Annotated in this window: 14 protein-coding genes and 1 pseudogene; 7 read left to right on the top strand and 8 right to left on the bottom strand. The window is 64.8% G+C overall.

Annotation, left to right across the window (positions count from 1 at the left end):
* The 3 genes and pseudogenes from ACIQ2E_RS04195 to ACIQ2E_RS04185 all read left to right on the top strand — a co-directional run.
* Positions 1–206: pseudogene (locus ACIQ2E_RS04195) on the top strand (hypothetical protein); the annotation flags it as partial.
* The gene (locus ACIQ2E_RS04190) at positions 191–1,423 is read left to right on the top strand and encodes a lipid-A-disaccharide synthase-related protein (RefSeq protein WP_398326616.1); all 1,233 of its coding nucleotides are present in this window, start codon (positions 191–193) and stop codon (positions 1,421–1,423) included. The pseudogene ACIQ2E_RS04195 and the gene ACIQ2E_RS04190, both read left to right, overlap by 16 nt.
* Positions 1,416–1,697, top strand: a complete 282-nt coding sequence (locus ACIQ2E_RS04185; protein WP_398326613.1) for a hypothetical protein — start codon at positions 1,416–1,418, stop codon at positions 1,695–1,697. Before ACIQ2E_RS04190 ends, ACIQ2E_RS04185 begins: the two co-directional genes overlap by 8 nt.
* Here the strand turns inward: ACIQ2E_RS04185 and ACIQ2E_RS04180 are convergent.
* Both ACIQ2E_RS04180 and ACIQ2E_RS04175 read right to left on the bottom strand, forming a co-directional pair.
* Positions 1,666–2,595, bottom strand: a complete 930-nt coding sequence (locus ACIQ2E_RS04180) for a TIGR01777 family oxidoreductase (protein WP_398326610.1) — start codon at positions 2,593–2,595, stop codon at positions 1,666–1,668. The two genes, ACIQ2E_RS04185 and ACIQ2E_RS04180, sit on opposite strands and share 32 nt — an antisense overlap.
* Before the next feature lie 28 nt (positions 2,596–2,623).
* Complete coding sequence (locus tag ACIQ2E_RS04175; protein ID WP_398326607.1) at positions 2,624–3,853, bottom strand: cation:proton antiporter; 1,230 nt, start codon at positions 3,851–3,853, stop codon at positions 2,624–2,626.
* A 54-nt stretch (positions 3,854–3,907) separates the two neighbouring features.
* Here ACIQ2E_RS04175 and ndhO point away from each other — a divergent pair, with 54 nt between their 5' ends.
* Positions 3,908–4,159: an NAD(P)H-quinone oxidoreductase subunit O gene (gene ndhO / locus ACIQ2E_RS04170; protein WP_296366781.1), complete on the top strand. Its 252-nt coding sequence runs from the start codon at positions 3,908–3,910 to the stop codon at positions 4,157–4,159.
* Positions 4,160–4,288: 129 nt separating this feature from the next.
* Here the strand turns inward: ndhO and ACIQ2E_RS04165 are convergent, their stop codons facing one another.
* From ACIQ2E_RS04165 to ACIQ2E_RS04145, 5 genes are all read right to left on the bottom strand, one after another.
* On the bottom strand, positions 4,289–4,870 hold the full coding sequence (locus ACIQ2E_RS04165) for a hypothetical protein (protein WP_398326604.1): 582 nt from the start codon (positions 4,868–4,870) through the stop codon (positions 4,289–4,291).
* A gap of 16 nt (positions 4,871–4,886) precedes the next feature.
* On the bottom strand, positions 4,887–6,404 hold the full coding sequence (locus ACIQ2E_RS04160; RefSeq protein WP_398326601.1) for a serine hydrolase domain-containing protein: 1,518 nt from the start codon (positions 6,402–6,404) through the stop codon (positions 4,887–4,889).
* 66 nt (positions 6,405–6,470) lie between these two features.
* Positions 6,471–7,160, bottom strand: a complete 690-nt coding sequence (locus tag ACIQ2E_RS04155) for a DnaJ domain-containing protein (RefSeq protein ID WP_398326598.1) — start codon at positions 7,158–7,160, stop codon at positions 6,471–6,473.
* 164 nt (positions 7,161–7,324) lie between these two features.
* Positions 7,325–8,971, bottom strand: coding sequence for an iron uptake porin (locus ACIQ2E_RS04150; protein ID WP_398326596.1), 1,647 nt, complete (start codon positions 8,969–8,971; stop codon positions 7,325–7,327).
* A 217-nt stretch (positions 8,972–9,188) separates the two neighbouring features.
* Entirely contained in the window at positions 9,189–10,808 is a 1,620-nt protein-coding gene (locus tag ACIQ2E_RS04145) for an iron uptake porin (RefSeq protein ID WP_398326594.1), read from the bottom strand.
* Positions 10,809–10,988: 180 nt separating this feature from the next.
* Between ACIQ2E_RS04145 and ACIQ2E_RS04140 the strand changes: the two genes are divergently transcribed.
* Both ACIQ2E_RS04140 and ACIQ2E_RS04135 read left to right on the top strand, forming a co-directional pair.
* Positions 10,989–13,031 carry a glycosyltransferase family 39 protein gene (locus ACIQ2E_RS04140; RefSeq protein ID WP_398326591.1) on the top strand — a complete coding sequence of 681 codons (2,043 nt, stop codon included), beginning with the start codon at positions 10,989–10,991 and terminating at the stop codon, positions 13,029–13,031.
* A complete protein-coding gene (locus ACIQ2E_RS04135; RefSeq protein WP_398326588.1) occupies positions 13,028–14,635 on the top strand; it encodes a DUF2079 domain-containing protein in 1,608 nt (535 codons plus the stop codon). The genes ACIQ2E_RS04140 and ACIQ2E_RS04135 overlap by 4 nt, the downstream gene beginning before the upstream one ends.
* Here the strand turns inward: ACIQ2E_RS04135 and ACIQ2E_RS04130 are convergent.
* Entirely contained in the window at positions 14,577–15,287 is a 711-nt protein-coding gene (locus tag ACIQ2E_RS04130; RefSeq protein ID WP_398326585.1) for a pectate lyase, read from the bottom strand. The genes ACIQ2E_RS04135 and ACIQ2E_RS04130 overlap by 59 nt on opposite strands.
* Before the next feature lie 100 nt (positions 15,288–15,387).
* Between ACIQ2E_RS04130 and ACIQ2E_RS04125 the strand changes: the two genes are divergently transcribed.
* Positions 15,388–16,335: glycosyltransferase family 2 protein (locus ACIQ2E_RS04125; RefSeq protein WP_398326582.1), on the top strand; the 948-nt coding region annotated here is incomplete at its 3' end.

Raw genomic sequence — 16,335 nt, 5'->3', positions numbered from 1 at the left:
AAGACCCCCAGGCCCGCATCAACCTCAGCCTGGCGATGCTGGAAACCAACGCCAAGGGCGTGCGCGAGCACATCGAGTGGGTGCTGCGCGTGCGGGCGATGGCACCAGAGCTGGCTGAAGAGCTGGATGGCTCCATGGCCGATGGCCTGGCCCGCCGCCCCGACTGGCAGGCCCTGCAGAAGGTGCAGGCTTGGCTCAAAGGTTGAAGCCGCCCGGCAGCGATCCAAGACCGATCCTGCTGCTGAGCAACGGCCATGGCGAAGACCTCAGCGGTGCCCTGATCGGCCAGGCCCTGCAGCAGAGAGGGCTGGCGGTTGAAGCCTTACCGCTGGTGGGCCACGGCCGTGCCTACAGCCAAGCCGGGATCCTGGTGCGTGGACGCACCCGCGAGTACAGCACCGGCGGCCTGGGGTACACGAGCCTGTTGGGGCGCATCACGGAAGTGGTGCAGGGGCAGATCCTCTATCTGATCAGCCGTGTGCTGCTGCTGCTGCGCATCGCCCGCCGTTACCGGCTGATCCTGGTGGTGGGCGATGTGATTCCCGTGATGGCGGCCTGGCTCAGCGGCAGGCCCACAGCCACCTACTTGGTGGCCTACTCCAGCCACTACGAAGGCAAGCTGCGGCTGCCCTGGCCCTGCACGCCCTGCTTGCGCCAGCGCCGCACCGTAGCGATCTACAGCCGTGATGCCCTCACCGCCGCCGACCTCACCGGCCAGCTGCAGAGGCCGGTGCATTTTCTTGGCAATCCCTTCTTCGATGGTGCCCTCAGAACCAGCGAGCCGCTGCAGGGCACTCCCCAACAACGGCTTGGGCTCCTGCCGGGCAGCCGCCTGCCGGAAGCACTGCACAACCTTGAGCTGATGCTGCGGGTGCTGGAGCGACTGCCGGAACCGCTGCGGCCGGCCCAACGCCTGGGGCTGCATGCGGCCCTGGTGGGCAAGCTGACGCCGCAGGAGGTGGCGCCGCTGGCCAGCCGGCTGGGGTGGAAGCTGCAGCTGGAGGGGGATGACCGCTGCTGCCTGCAGCGCGGACCGCTGCTGCTCCAGCTGGAGTGGGGGCGCTTTGCGGCGGTGGTGCAGCAATGCGATCTGCTGCTCTCGATGACCGGCACGGCCGCCGAGCAATGCGTGGGGCTTGGTAAGCCCGTGCTGCAGCTGGTGGGTGATGGCCCTCAATTCACCGAGAACTTCGCGGAAGCCCAGCGGCGGCTATTGGGGCCAGGGATCTTCTGCGCCGCTGCTCAACCGGGCAGCGATGCACAGCTTGATGCCACAGCGGCGCTGCTGGAGCAACTGCTGGAGCGGCTGCGGCAGGAGCCGCTCTGGCGCGGCGAGCTGCAACAACTGGGCCGTGAACGCATCGGCAGCGGCGGCGGGGCGGTGAGGATGGCCGCTGATCTGCACGCCCATCTGGATGGCTGAACCCAGCGCCAGCCCCCTGCCCCTCGGCCAGCGGCTCAAAGGCTGGATCGACACGCTGCTGGTGGTGGATGTGTTTGTGGTGATCGCCGGCGCGATCTGGTTTGGCGTGGCCGTGATCTGCCACAGCCGCAAGATTGAGGCGCCGCTGGATTGGTTTCAGCGGCTATGGGAGCCGCTGTTCACACCGGCGATCGGCCTATTGATGGGGGCCGCCATCCTCAGCGGTGTGCTGGGCTGGGCGATCAACTGGTGGCAGAAGCGAGCGCAGCGCTGAGTTCGCCGTAGCGGAAGCCAAACCCCTGCTCTTGCAGGCGCTTGGGCAGCACCTTCTGGCCTTCCAACACCACCTTGGCGCCATCGCCAAGCAGAAGCTGCAGCAGGGGCCCCGGCACCGGCAGCAAGCTGGGGCGTCCAAGACAACGGCCCAAGGCGGCGGCGAAGGCGCCCATGGTGCAGGGCTGCGGCGCCACGGCGTTGTACACACCGCTGTAGGCGCCATCCATGAGCGCGGTGCTGATCAGCTGGCAGAGGTCGGCGCGGGAGATCCAGCTCATCCACTGCTGACCGTCGCCAATCGGGCCACCGAAGCCCATACGGAACACCGGCAGCATCTTCCCGAGGGCGCCGCCATCGCCGCCCAGCACAATGCCGATGCGCAGGATCACCACGCGGCAGAACGCATCAGCGCCATGGGCTTCCTGCTCCCAGGCCGCACACAGCCGGCCGAGCACATCGGTGCCGGCGGAGCTGGTTTCGCTGAACTCCTGGCTGGCGCTTGTGCCGTAGTAGCCGATGGCGGAGCCATTGATCAGCACCCCAGGGTGCTGATCGGCCGGCAGAGCGGCCATCGCCCTCACCAGGGCGCGGGTGGTGTCGATCCTGCTGCTAAGGAGCAGCTGCAGGTGCTGGGGCGTCCAGCGTTTCTCGGCGATCGGCTCACCCGCGAGGTTCACCACGGCCTCGGCCTGCGCCAGGGCCTGCCGCAGCTCCGGCAGCTCCCAGCTGGCGGCCCGGGAGGGATCGGCCTGGAGCCGCTGCAGCCGGGGGTGCTGCACGAGGGGCAAGGGCTGGCTGGCACGGCTCACCAGGGTGAGGCTGTGGCCGGCCTCCAGCAGCTGCGGCACCAGGGCACGGCCGACAAACCCACTGCAGCCCACCAGCAGAATCCGCACGCTCTTAGCTCCCAATCACCGGCCAACGCTAGGGATGGGCGACACTCACCAGGCCGAGGCGGCGGGCCAGGGGATTGAGCAACGCCCCCTGCATCACCAAACCCAGCAGCACCACCGCCAGGGCAAAGGCAGGCATCGCAGCTCCCCACAGCACATCCGAGGCGGCGGCCTGAAGGGCAATCGCCACGGGCACCGCACCGCGCACGCCAGCCAGAGCGGTGAACTGACAATCGGCGCGGCTGAAGCCGGAGCGCAGCAGCAGCAGGGTGACCACCAGCCAGCGCACCAGCAGCAGCACACCAAGCAGAACCAGGGCCGTGGGCAACAGCACCACCACATCAGTGGGCTGCACCACCAGCCCAAGGCAGAGAAAGAGCATCAGCTCGGCCAGCTTGGCGAAGCCGGCCTGGCTCGCCTCCAGCTGCACCTGATCCACCCCTTCGCTGTTTCCGAGCACGAGGCCCATCACATAGGCGGCCAGCAGCGGGCTGGCCCCCGCCAGTGCCGATCCGCCGGCCACCAGCATCAGAGCGGCGAGCGCCATCACCGTCACCTGGCTGGCTTGCAGCGGATGCCGGCGCCGCTCAAGCAGCAGCGCCGCCCCCTGACCACCCAGAAAACCCAGGAAGGCACCCAGCAGAAACTGGCGCACCACCTCCACCAGCAGGGGGGCAATGGCGGTGTCGTGGCTGTGGGGCAGCGCCAACGCCAGCCCGGCCAGCACCACTGCAATCGGGTCGTTGAAGCCCGATTCACACTCGAGCAGATCCAGCAGCCGCTGGGGCAAACGCTGTCGCAGTGGCCGCAGCAGCGACAGCACGGCCGAGGCATCGGTGCTGCAGAACATCGCACCCACAAACAGCGCACCCGCCAACCCGATGGCGTGCTGCCGCCAGGGCAGGTGCTGAACCAGCAGCACCACGAGCGCCAGAGCACCAGCGGTGAGCAGGGAACCGAGGGTGGCCAGGCGCATCGATGGCACCAGCACCTGGCGCATCTGCTGCCAGTTGGCCGCCAGCCCGCCAAAGAACAACACCAGCACCAGCGCCACCTGGGCCAGCTGATCAGCCTGGGCCAGGTTGAGCAACGCCGCCGGCTGAGCCGGGCCGGGGTTGATGTTGTTGTCGATCAGCAGCCCGAGCACCAGCACCAGCAGGATCCCGGGCATGCGGATCTGGGAGGCGATGTCGTCGAGGAAGAGGGCAAGCAACAACAGGCCACCGAAGAGCACCAGCAGCAGAGCCAGGCTTGGGGGCACAAAACCAGGTGCGAGGAGCGGGCTCTAGCCTGCCTGGCAGCACGCAACAGCGCCATGGCTGAAACGCCCGCGGCAACACCCGAGGCCGCCGCCAAGAGCACCATCAAAAAAGGCAGCCTGGTGCGGGTGAACCGCAGCGCCTACGCCAACAGCCTCGAAGCCCAGGCCAGCGACACCGTGGCGCCCGACTACATCTTTGAAGGCCCTGCCGAAGTGCTGGTGATCAAGGGCGATTACGCCCAACTGCGCTTCCGGCGCCCTGTGCCCGATGTGTGGCTACGGGCTGATCAACTGGAGAGTTTTTAGCGCTTGATCATTGGACGGACTGTTAAGGCCTGGGCACACCCAAAGCGGCACAGACCTTCCGCCCAAGGACCTCACCACCGCCAAGACTCCTGAAGCCAGTACTGGCATTAAGGGAGATTCGAATTCTCCTCAGACAAGCTGCTGCGGGAAAAATAAGGCGAGGAAGTAGATGCATACCAGCGGAACCATCCATTCATGCAATCGGCGCTGGCGAAACAGACCGAGGGCGATCGACACCGGCAGAAACACAAGATTGGTAATGAAGGCCACCGATGCATGCGAATGAGGCGGTGCTCCCAACCACCACACACCACCCGAGGCCAGCGCGTTGAAAGCGATGGCGCCCAGTGCATACGTGCTGAACAACCACCAGTAATAGCGCGACTGCTCGGCATAAAACCGCCGAAGATCCAGGCCTGATGCTTCATCGGGCAAGGCAGCACACGCGAGGAGCACCAGCTGAAAGAGCTGCACCAAAAGCAACAGGAAGAAGCCGAACTGCTCCCAGGCCTCCGATTGGCCGAAGTGATAAAACTTCCACCAGAACCGAAGAATGGCGAGGGTCGCCAGCCCTGCTGCGAGGGGGGAGAGCCAGTCCCAGCGCACGCGGCGGCGCTCCCGCAACAAACGGTGGGCGCTGGTAGCCAGATCAGAGAGGGCCACGCCAACCAGAACCGACACCAGAACCAGTAAATACTCAAATTCGCTCATCCGTGATCACCCCACCTCACTGGGCCCTGTAGCGATACACCTGAGCCTGTTCTCGCACCACCAGGGTGCGAGCGGTGGCATCAGTGGGAACAAAGGTCAATCCATTGAGACCGGCATCCACAATCACAAAGGCCAAAGAACCATCCTTCTGGGTTCGCGTACCCACAGTGCTGACAAATCCGCCAAAGTCGAATCTGGTGTTCCCGTGCTCGCGGCGCACATGCAGCCAACCCAGATCAGGGCTGTAGTAACGACTAGCCAACCACTGGGACGCCCGAGGATCGGCCGGTAGAACCAACCCCGCCAGTGCCAGCTGGCGCTGAGCCTGCAGCCCTGCAGCCTGCTCACGCAGGAATGCTTCCGCTTCAGGCTGGATCGGCAGCAAAAGCTCCAACAGTCGCTGCTGCAGCAAACGCGCCAAGACGAGCCCCTGATCGCCGTTGGTGAGCACCACGGCGCCAATCCGCTGCTGCGGCAACCAAAACAGGAGACTGGCGTAGCCAGCGGTGGAACCGGTGTGGAGCAACACCGGTGAACCGAACGCGTGATCAATCTCGAGCGCCAGGCCATAGAAACCCTCAGGGGCCACGCGCACCTGAGGTAGCGAACGGGCATGCAGTGCCTGTTGCGAGAGATAGGGCGCCCCATTCGGCAGCTGCCCCTCACGCAACTCCAGCGCCACGTAGCGGAGCATGTCGTTCACGGTGCTCCACACACCTCCTGAGGGGCGTGCGGTAACCACACTCCGGTTCAAGGCGGTGTCAACGGGCACGAGCTGCGCCTGCCCATCAAACCCGTGGGGCCAGGCCAGGTTGGGCCGTTGCAACGCGTCGTCGAACGAGAGTGTGGTGGCCGTCATTCCCAGCGGAGTGAACAGCTGCTCCTGCATGGCGCGGTCGTAGGCAGCACCGAGCTCAAGCGCAGGGAAAGCCACACGGCCCGCCAAGAAACCTGCCACGGCGGGAAGTTGATTGCTGTATTGAAACGTTTGCCCTAGCGGGCGGCTGGGTTGCCAGGTCGCAAGGCTGGCCAGCAAAGCGGCAGGCGTACTGCCCTCGAACCCTAGGAAGAGAGGCAAATCGCGTCGTGGTAGGCCACTACAAGCACACAGCAGATGCCAAACCCGCAAGCGCTGCTGAAGAACTGGATCCGCCAAGCGCAGCTCCGGCAGTAGAGCCTGCAACGGCGTGCTCCAGCTGAGCTTGCCCTGGTCCACCAAGCGGGCGAGCAAGAGGCTCGTCAGGGGCTTGGTGGTGGAGCCCACCATGAACAGCGTGTCGGCATCCGGCGCTCCTGTAGCCCCCAAACGCCGATGCCCAAAACCCTCTGCCAGGAGGATCTGATCGCCCTGGATGATCCCCACAGCAACACCGGGAACCTGCAGCTTCTGGCGCGCCTTCTCTACGAAGACGCGAAAGGCGGCAAGCTGCTGAGACTTCAGGAGCCGTGTGGGAATCGTCTCCGCCATGCCAGGCGGGCCGAGGCACAGCGCTGCCAAGAACAGGAAGGCCAGCGCCTGAAGCCTTAGGGCCACGGTGCCGCTGATCAGCTGCCTCTCATGATGGTTCGATCGCAAACAGCTGTCAGCCCACGCAAGCAGTTAGATCTCCAAACGGCGGCGCTCCTCGTGCAAGCGTGTGCGGCGCTGTTTGGCTTCGCGAAGCATTTCGCGGCCGTCGCGGAGGTAACTGTCCACGTAACCCATGGTGTAGCGCTCGAGCTCTGTGAGCGCATCCTGCACTTGCGAGAGGCAGTGATACACGCTGAGGCTGAAGCCCTGGGCAGAAGCGGGAGCGGCCATGGAGCGATAGAGCGCTTCCACCTTCTCCATACGGCCCTGGCTCTGCTCGAGGAACGAGCAGAACGCCTCCATCAACTGATCGTCGTAGGGATCAGCAGAAAGGGCGCGCAGCTGGGCCGGAAAGGGATTGATCACCTGGGCCAGCAGGCGATCGATCGGGCTATACACCTGCTGCAACCAGGCGAGCAGCTCGGCATCGCCGCGGGCGGCCTGGGCCGTGGCCTTGCGAGCAGCGCGCCCAACAGCGGCGGAACGAGCTGACCCTGCAGCCGCAGGGGGATGGGCCCGATCGTGCGCCGTGCGCCGCTCGGCGTCGCCGAGCACTTCCCACGCCGCATTCAGCTCCAGGATCCGATGCTCATCGCCGCCGGCATCGGGGTGGTGCTGCTTCACCAGAGCGCGATAAGCAGCCTTGATCTCGGCCGCACTGGCTGAGGCAGCAACACCGAGCACCTGATAAGGGTCGCGATCGGAGGACGACTTGGGCAAGAGCAAGCGAAGGCGACTGCCATCCTCGCGTTCGAGGTGGCCCCATCAGCGGTAGCGCAGCACCTGCTTGCATTAAAAAAGCCCCCCGCCGAAGCGGGAGGCTGAGGCTTTTGGTGTGTGAGTGAGCGCGAGGAGCGCGTGAGGAGTGGCGTTTGATCAGACGATCAGAACTTGAAGCCCACCTGAATCACACCACCGAAGGCGTTGAAGGTTTCGCCTTGGGGGGTGTTCTGGCCAGCGGGGCGGCTCTGATACATCAGGGCGGGGGTCACGCTGATGTTGTCGGTCACCTGGAAGTTGTACCACCACTCCCAGGTGTAGTTGCCGTCGTAGGGGGTGGCGTCAGAGAAGGTGGAGGTGGTGAAGGGAGCCTGACCCACAGCCATACCGGCGGAGTTGCCCTTCACGAACACGTCGTTCCACTGCAGACCAACCATCCAAGACTGGGCGTTCTTGGTGTCGTAGACGTTGCTGGCAACGTCATAGCCATCGTTGAAGGTGGTGATACCCCAGCCGGCGCTGATCGAAGGCACGATGCCGCTCTTGGAGGGCTGCCAATAGCCGTTCAGCGCGAAGCTGTTGGTGGCGGCACCACCGTCGAGCGTGGCGCAGGACACGCGGGAGGCGGCGTAGGTGTAGGCGGTACCCGAGCGGATGTCAGAACCGCACTGGCCGTAGCGGTAGGCACCGGTGAGGGCCCAGCCGTTACCGGCACCACCCAGCTGAGCCAGGAAGGAGCCACCGCCAGCATCGGTGGCGATACCACCGGTATTGGGGTTGCCGTCTTGGGCGTTCTTATCCACGTAGTTGATACCAGCAGCCAGGTAGGGCTGGCCCTTCTTCACCTTCTGCTTCCACACCAGGCCAGCACCGGCACCAGTTTCCTTGTTGTAAACACCGGACGTACCGAAGGTGCCGTAGAGGAAATCACTGATGTTCGACTTGTAGGCCGAAGGAGTGATCGCGAGCATCTCGGTGTTACGAACGCGAGCACCGAGGGTGGCCTTCAGTTCCTTACCCACAGGGAAGGTGTAAAAGAGACGGTCAACATCGACGATGTTGGCGCCGGCGCTCGATTCGAAGGACTTATCGAGCTTGGTGATCCGGTATTGGCCACCATCAAAGGCCGACTGGGCAAAGTTGCCGGCACGCAGGCGGGTGCGCAGCAGGTCTTTACCGGTAAAGCTGGTGTCGAAGTTCAGGCGAACGTCGTAGTTGAAGGTGAAGGCGTTGTAGAGGGGGCCCTGGGTTTTTCCAGGAGCCTTGCCGGGGCCGTAGCTACCACCAGCGGTCTTGGCAGTTGGAGCCTGGGTTTCGGCAGCCGAGCCGCCGTAGGTGTAGGCGCCCAGGTCGAAGGTGGCTTCACCACGCAGCTTGGTGGTGGTGGAGAACTGGGTGGCTTCCAGTTCACCCACTTTGGCCTCGAGGCCATCCACGCGACCCTTGAGCACGGCGAGTTCCTTTTCAAACTCGGCCATCAGGCGCTTGAGCTCGTCGGTCACTTCGGTGATCCGATCGAGGCAGGCGTTCAGCAGGGCGGCCGCTTCAAAGCGGGTCATCGCACGGCTGCCGCGGTAGGTGCCGTCGGGATAGCCGGCCACGCAGCCGTAGCGCTCGATCAGGTTGCTCAGAGCCTGATAAGCCCAATCGGTGGGCTGCACGTCGGAGAACTGGGTGATCGAGGTCACCTGGTCGGCGCTGGCGCCGTACTGGCTGACGCCAGCGATGTTGAGATCAGCGGCGGATGCGGCCACAGGAGCCATCAGGCCCAGGGCAGCAGGCGCCAGAAGAAGCTTCTGGAACAGTTTCATGGTCCTCACACCAATTGAGGGAGCTCAGGCACTAGTCCTGAGTTGAGCTGAATGTATCGGCTGAACACGTCCCCAGAGGAACCGATGAGCACGGCAGCAGGTGTCTTGCGATACATGAAAAAGCCCCGGCATTGCTGCCGGGGCTGAAGGTGAGAACGGTGTGTGAGAAGTGGAGCTCGAGTGTGTGAGAAGTGAGCTCTCTGTTCAGATCAAATGATCAGAACTTGAAGGTGGTTTTGATCAGGCCACCGAAGTTGGTGAGGGCAGCGCCGTTCTCACCAGCGGCCACGCGGGCAGCATTACCAATCGCACCCAGAGGGTTGCTGAGGTAGAAGATCGCGGGAGTCACACTGATGTTGTCGGTGACTTGGAACTTGTACCACCATTCCCAGGCGTAGTTGCCGTCGTAGGTGCTCTTCTGACCATCCTGGCAGAGGTCTCCACAGGAAGTGATGAAGGTGGGCTGACCCACGGCCATACCAAGAGCATTGCCCTTGATGAAGGCGTCATCCCACTGCAGGCCCACATACCAGCTCTGGCTGGTGGCGCCGTCGTAATCGAAGGCGGTGTCAGCCTGGTTGTAGGAGTTGATGCCCCAGCCCACGCTGATCGAGGGCACCCAACCACTGGTGCTGGGCTGCCAGTAGGCGCTCACACCAACAGAGTTCACAGAGTCGAACAGCTGGCCCGTACCACTGCCACCGAGCACTGCCAGGGGGGTGCCGGAAGCAGGGCCAACACCATTGCTGTAGTTGTAAACAGCAGCAGCGCCCCAGTTACTAGCAGCGTAGCCGATCTGCACGGTACCGGTTTGAGCAGCAGCATCGGTGCCGATGCCGCCTTCGTTGGGGTTGCCGTTCTGAGCGTTACCCGACACATAGTTGGCGCTGAAGCTCCAACCGTTGTCTTCGTACCAAATACCTGCGCCGGCGCCGAGGTTCAGGTTATAAGCACCGGGAGCACCGCCGTAGGTGAAGACGTCGAGAACGGTGTCAGCGGGGTACACGCTGGGCCACATGGCCAGCATGTCGTCCTGACGGACACGGCCACCGAAGGTCACGGTGACTTTGTCGCCAACAGGGAATTGATAGAAGAGGCGGTTGATGCCAACGATGTTGGAGCCAGCTTCACCTTCCTGGAAGGCCACTTCCAGCTGGTTCAGGCCCAGGGCAGCTTCGTTGGTGCCGGTGGTGATACCACCGCCAAAGGCGGAGCTACCGAAGTTGCCAGCGCGCAGGGTGGTGCGCAGGAGGTCCTTACCGGTGAAGCTGGTGTCGAAGTTCAGGCGAACGTCGTAGTTGAAGGTGGTTCCACCTTCTTGGGTAGCAGCGGCGTCACGCACAGCATCAACGCTGCCGCCGAAGCTGTTGGCACCCAGCACGAAGGTGGCAATACCTTTCAGCTTGGTGGTGGTGGAGAACTGGGTGGCTTCCAGCTCAGCAACCTTGGCCTCGAGGCCATCCACACGGCCTTTGAGCACGGCGAGTTCCTTTTCGAACTCTTTCATCAGGCGCTTGAGCTCGTCGGTCACTTCGGTGATCCGATCGAGGCAGGCGTTCAGCAGGGCGGCCGCTTCAAAGCGGGTCATCGCACGGCTGCCGCGGTAGGTGCCGTTGGGGTAGCCGGCCACACAGCCGTAGCGCTCGATCAGGTTGCTCAGAGCCTGATAAGCCCAGTCGGTGGGCTGCACGTCGGAGAACTGGGTGATCGAAGTCACCTGCTCCTCAGAGCCGTACTGGCTGACGCCAGCGATGTTGAGATCAGCGGCGGATGCAGCCACGGGAGCCATCAGGCCCAGGGCAGCAGGCGCCAGAAGAAGCTTCTGGAACAGTTTCATGGTCCTCACACCAAAAGAGGAATTGGGCGCAATGCGCCGTGTGGCCATCCTGCAAGCCACGCCACAGGCAACACAGCGCTCCTGTGCCACAAACCGCAATGGCATGTAGCCGCTGATACCAATGCAGACGCAGGCGCGCCTCACGCAGACTTCTCCTGATTCGCCGCCCCACCGCTGCCTGTGTTCAAGCGCTCGCCCTGGCTGTGGTGGCTGCTGCTCGCTGCCCTCTGGCTCGTCGCCACCGCCGCCGATCGCGCCTGGCTGCATGCCGATCAACGGCTGCCGGCCTGGGATCAGGCCGATTACCTCAACAGCGCCATCGACCACGGCCGCGCCCTCGGGCTGCTGCAGGGCGGCGGCTGGCCCGGCTGGCGGGGGCTGCTGGATCTCTCGCCGAAGATTCCGCCGCTGGCCTCGCTGGTGAGCGGCACGGTGATGGCCGCGGCCGGCGAGAGCGCAGATAGCGCCAGCTGGGCCCTGAGCCTCTGGCACGGCCTGCTGCTGCTGGTGATCGCTTGCTGGGGCCGCCAGCTGCTCTCCCCTGGCTTTGGCCTGCTGGCCGCTGCCCTGGTAGCCATGGCGCCCGCCCTCTCCAGCCTGCGGGTCGACTTCACCCTCGACATGCCCCTCACCGCCAGCTGCAGCCTGGCCCTGTGGCTGCTCTGGCGCTGGCAGCGGCGCGAGCGCGGGGGCCGCTGGGGCCAGGCGCTCGCGGCCGGCGGGGCCATGGCCGCAGCCTTGCTGATCAAACAAAGCGCCCTGCTGGTACTGGTCCTGCCCGCCCTGTGGAGCTTCGGCCAGGCCCAGGCGCAGCCCAAGCGCCGCTGGCAGGCCTGGGCGGCCCTGGCCCTGGTGCTGGCTCTGCTGCTGCCCTGGCTGCAGCAAAACTGGATCACCACCCTGGGCGGCACCGAGCGCGCCGTGATCAGCTCCGGCGCCGCCGAAGGCGATCCCGGCAGCCTCGATCCGCGCAGCCTGATTTGGTATCCGCGGCTCTGGAGCCAACAACTGGGCGCCGCCAGCCTCGGCGCCGGCCTCGCGGGCCTGGCCCTGCTGGGTTGGCAGCAGCGCGGCCGTTGGCGCCAGCGCTGGCCGGCCGGCTGGGCCTGGCTGCTGGGGGTGGCGATCAGCGGCTGGCTCTGCACCAGCCTCAGCCCGAATAAAGATGCGCGCTACATCGCTCCGGTGCTGCCGCTGCTGGCACTGTTGCTGGCCCGCGGTTGGTGGGCCCTGGGGCAATGGATCGCCGAGCGGCGCTCGGCCCGCTGGGCCGGCGGCGCCCTGGCTCTCGGGTTGCTCAGCGCCGGCGGCATCGAAGCCCAGGCCAGCTGGAGCCAAAGGAATCACGAACCACCCTCCAGCGTGGTGGCAGCGATGGAGAGCCTGCGCGCCCGGGTGGGTGAGGCACCCACCACCCTGCTGATCAGCGGCAGCAGCCCCGATCTCAATGAGCACAGCCTCACCCTGCTGGGCCGCCAACAAGGGGGCCAAATCCTGGTGCGCCGGCTCGGGCGCAATCCCGGCCAAGAAGCGCTTGCCCTAGAGCAAGGGGAATGGTGGCTGCTGGCCAGCGGCGACCAGGGCACCACGCGCCCCTCTGCCCGCGCCCTGAGCCGTGCCGTGCGCCGCGATGGCCGCTACGAACAGGTGCAGATCTGGCCGTGGAACAAAGGCCGCCAGCTGGAGCTATGGCGCCGCAAGCCAGGGGTAGCGGCCCCAAGCAGCTTCCAACAGCGCTTCATCAGCCTGGCCCGAGGGCTGGAGCAGGGGCCCCGAGGCCTGCAGCCGCTGTTTGCAGCGATCGGCCCCTGGCACCTACTCGATCCGCGCTTCCGTTACCAAGCGGAGGTGAAGCAATGGGCCGAGGCTCAACTCCAGCGCAACCCCAGCGATCGTGATGCGCTCTGGAGCCTCGCCCTGCTGGCCGTGCTGCACAACAGGCCGCTTCAGGCCGACCACTGGTTTGCCCGCCTGGAGATGCTCGAAGGCCCAGGCCGCTGGCCCAGCGCCTATCGCAGCGTGGTGCAGCTGGCCGGCTGGCGCAGTTGCAGCGCAGCCCGGATAGCTGACATCCAAGCCGGCGATCGCGACGCCGCTTCCGTGCTGCTCGCCCTCCGCGACCTCAGCCGCAGCCTCTGCTTTGATCCGCGCGGCCCTCTGGCCCTGCGCAACAGCCTGCCGGCAGCCGTTCAAACCGTGTCTGATCAACTGAAACAGCCATGAACCAACGCCTCAGTCCAGAGCAACGGGTGTGGTTGGCCGCCGGGGTGTTCACCCTGGTGGGCTGGGTCCTGCAGTGGTGGAGGCTCCACAGCCTGGCCGCCACGATGGATCAGGGCATCCTGTTTCAGGTGCTGTGGAACGGGCTGAGCGGCCATCCGTTCGAAAGCACGCTCTCCTCGCAGCTTTCCACCAACGTGGTGCACGGCGGTGAACTGCCCGCTCTGGGCTACCACCGCCTCGGCCAGCACTTCACCCCCACCCTGGCCCTGTGGATTCCGCTGGTGGCGCTGCTCGGCAAGTGGGCACTGCCGATGCTGCAGGTGGCGCTGATCGCCGCAGCGGGCCTGGTGCTGCATCGCATCGCCTGCCGCCGGTTGGCACCGGATCTGGCAGCGATGCTCACCCTGGCCTTCTACGGCGCCAACGCGGTGATCGGCCCTGCCCTGGGCAATTTCACCGACCTCAGCCAGCTGCCCCTGTGTGTGTTCGTGCTGCTGCTGGGGCTGCTCGAACGGCGCCTGACGCTGATCCTGCCCGCTGCGCTGCTGATGCCCCTGATCCGGGAAGACACCGGCGTGGTGCTGGTGGGGATCGGTGTGTGGCTGCTGGTGCGCGAGCGCGCCCGCTGGCCCCTGGCCCTGGCCCTGATCGCCTGGGGAGGCGGCTGGGTGGTTCTGGTGACCAACGTGCTGATGCCGATGTTCAGCCACGACAATTCCCGCCGCTTCATGGTGGAGAACTTCGGCCAATACCTGCAGGGCCAGGAGCAGGCCAGCAGCCTGGAGGTGGCGGCGCTGGTGCTGCAACAGCCACTGGTGCTGCTGCAGGAGCTGGTGAGCCCCCCGCGCGAGACGCTGCTCTATCTGGCCGGCCAGGGACTGCCGCTGCTGTTCATTCCCTGGATCGCCCTGGACAGTTGGCTGCTGATGGGCCTGCCTTTGATGGGGCTGCTGCTGGCCCAGGGCTCGAACAACCCTCTCTCGATCAACATCCGCTACACCTATCTGGTGATTCCTGGCCTGTTCGCTGGCACCACCCTCTGGTGGCAACGACACCAGCCGTTGTTCGCCTCAAGGCGGCTGCGGCGCATCTGGGCAGGCTGCATTTTGCTTTCGCTGCTGCTCACCCTGGGGAGCAACCCCAATCGCAGTCTGTCCTGGATCATTCCAGACAGCGTCAATCCCTGGGTGTACAGCAGCCCCTGGAAACAATGGCAACACGCCCAGCAGGTTCATCAGGCTCTGGCCCTGATCCCCGCTGACGCGAGCGTGGCCGCCGGGACCCAGCTGATCCCTCATCTGGCCGCACGCGAGGTGCTGATTCGCTTCCCGGATCACCGGGCCTATCAGAACCGTGATGGGAAGGTCTTTCCGGTGGACTGGATCGCGGTGGATCTCAACCACCAGACGCGCTACGCAGCTGCTTTTCCACAGGAACGTCGCGCCCTACGCAACAGTATCAAGCTGCTGGAAACGCTCAGCACCGAAAACTACCGCGTACAGCGCGTGAGCGATGGCTTGGTGCTGCTCCAGCGCGGCGGAGTGGTTAATCCAAAGGCTCAGCAGCAACTGGATCAGCTGCTGCTCCAGGCGAAGCAGGGCTGAAGGCCCACTGGCGGGTGTGAAGGAAGAGTCCAACCGCCATCAGCAGTTCGATGCCTTCCTGATCGTTGCGGATGCGCTCGGCGTGACTGATCCAGCTCAGATCGAAATAGGTGTAAAACAACGCCACAAAGAGGAAGTAAAGGCTGAAGCGCCGTGCAGGCCAGGCCTCGATGCGCGGCATCCAGCGCCAGCCGGCGTAGCCAAAGAACAACCCCGCCGCAATAAACGACACGTGCAAGTAGTTCTGCACCGCCGGAAGGTTGTGGATGTTGGTTTCCTTTTGAGCATTCACGCTGCGCAGCGCTTCCACTCCCCAGCCATGGATCCGCTCTCCCCAGCTGATTTCCTCGGAGGCTACATAAAACAAAAACAGCGTCAGCAGCAGCCAAGCCAGCCACTGCAGCGAGCGCCACTGGCGGCGGCGCAGCCACACCACGCGCAAGCTGCACACACACGCGCCGGCATAGGCGGCGAACTGCAACCACTCCGCAGGGCCGTCTTCGCCGGTGGTCCAGGCTTCAAACACACCAAACGGCAGGAAATACACCAGCCCGTAGAGCACAAGCATGTAGAGCAGCGGCGCCAGATCGACCGCCGGAGTGAGGCTGCCCCAAGGCGTATGCACCGTGCGTGGCTGATGAACGGGAGCCATGCAACAACCTCAAAAACCGGTCCCAACCTTAAGGCTGCGTTAACAAGGCAGATGCTTTGCTGATACTCAGCATTCACGCCCGCTTGATCGGGCCTGCCCGATGAGCCCGCCCTCGAGCGCCGCATCGCCGCCCAGCCTCTGGGTGGTGGCCGCCTGCTTCAACGAAGCCACCGGGATTGGGGCGTTCATCCGCGCGATCGAGACACTGGGCGTAGCGGAGCAGCTCCTCCTGATCGACGACGGCTCCCGCGACAACACCGCCGTCGTGATCCGGAGCGAGATCGAGGCCCGCCGGGAGCAGCCTGCAGCCTTACCGATCAGCCTGATCGAGCTCACCCGCAACTTCGGCAAAGAAGCGGCGATGCTCGCCGGCCTGGATCAGGCCCGCGGCCGCTGCGATGCGGTGGTGCTGATCGATTCCGACCTGCAGCACCCGCCGGAGTTAATCCCCGAAATGGTGCGCCTCTGGCAGGAGGGCGCCGAGATGGTCACGGCGATCCGCAGTGGGGCCGATCAGGAATCCACCCTCAAGATCCTTAGCGCCTCGGGCTTCTATTCCCTGTTCAACCGCCTCACTGATTCGGTGCAGCTGGTGGATGGCGCCGGTGATTTCCGCCTGCTCAGCCAGCCGGTGGTGCGCGCCCTCACCGACATGCGCGAGGGCACCCGCTTCTCCAAGGCGCTATTCCCCTGGACGGGCTTTCGCAGCGTGGACATCAGCTACGACCGCCCCCAGCGCAACAACGGGGCCACCACTTGGAACGCCCGCCGGCTGTTCAGCTATGCCCTCGATGGCATCTTCAGCTTCTCGGTGCTGCCCCTGCGCATCTGGATCGGCGTGGGCACGGTGATCTCGCTGATCAGCCTGGTGTATGCGCTGTTTTTGGTGATCAGAACACTGCTAGATGGCATCGATCTGCCGGGCTACGCATCGCTGATCGTGGCGGTGCTGTTTCTCGGTGGGGTGCAGCTAATTGGCATCGGCATCCTCGGGGAATACATCGGCCGCATCTTTGAAGAGAGCAAGCGACGGCCGCCCTATCTGGTG

The organism is Vulcanococcus sp. (assembly GCF_044369115.1).
Lineage (GTDB): Bacteria > Cyanobacteriota > Cyanobacteriia > PCC-6307 > Cyanobiaceae > Vulcanococcus.
Note: the sequence above shows the minus strand (reverse complement) of the source record. Positions and strands in the feature narration are given on the sequence as shown.

What these genes read in the sequence shown, in the direction of transcription:
- ACIQ2E_RS04185 (WP_398326613.1), top strand. Translation starts at nt 1,416, where the DNA reads ATGGCTGAACCCAGCGCCAGCCCCCTGCCCCTCGGCCAGCGGCTCAAA.
- ACIQ2E_RS04145 (WP_398326594.1), bottom strand. Translation starts at nt 10,808, where the DNA reads ATGAAACTGTTCCAGAAGCTTCTTCTGGCGCCTGCTGCCCTGGGCCTG.
- ACIQ2E_RS04130 (WP_398326585.1), bottom strand. Translation starts at nt 15,287, where the DNA reads ATGGCTCCCGTTCATCAGCCACGCACGGTGCATACGCCTTGGGGCAGC.
- ndhO (WP_296366781.1), top strand. Translation starts at nt 3,908, where the DNA reads ATGGCTGAAACGCCCGCGGCAACACCCGAGGCCGCCGCCAAGAGCACC.
- ACIQ2E_RS04150 (WP_398326596.1), bottom strand. Translation starts at nt 8,971, where the DNA reads ATGAAACTGTTCCAGAAGCTTCTTCTGGCGCCTGCTGCCCTGGGCCTG.
- ACIQ2E_RS04135 (WP_398326588.1), top strand. Translation starts at nt 13,028, where the DNA reads ATGAACCAACGCCTCAGTCCAGAGCAACGGGTGTGGTTGGCCGCCGGG.
- ACIQ2E_RS04165 (WP_398326604.1), bottom strand. Translation starts at nt 4,870, where the DNA reads ATGAGCGAATTTGAGTATTTACTGGTTCTGGTGTCGGTTCTGGTTGGC.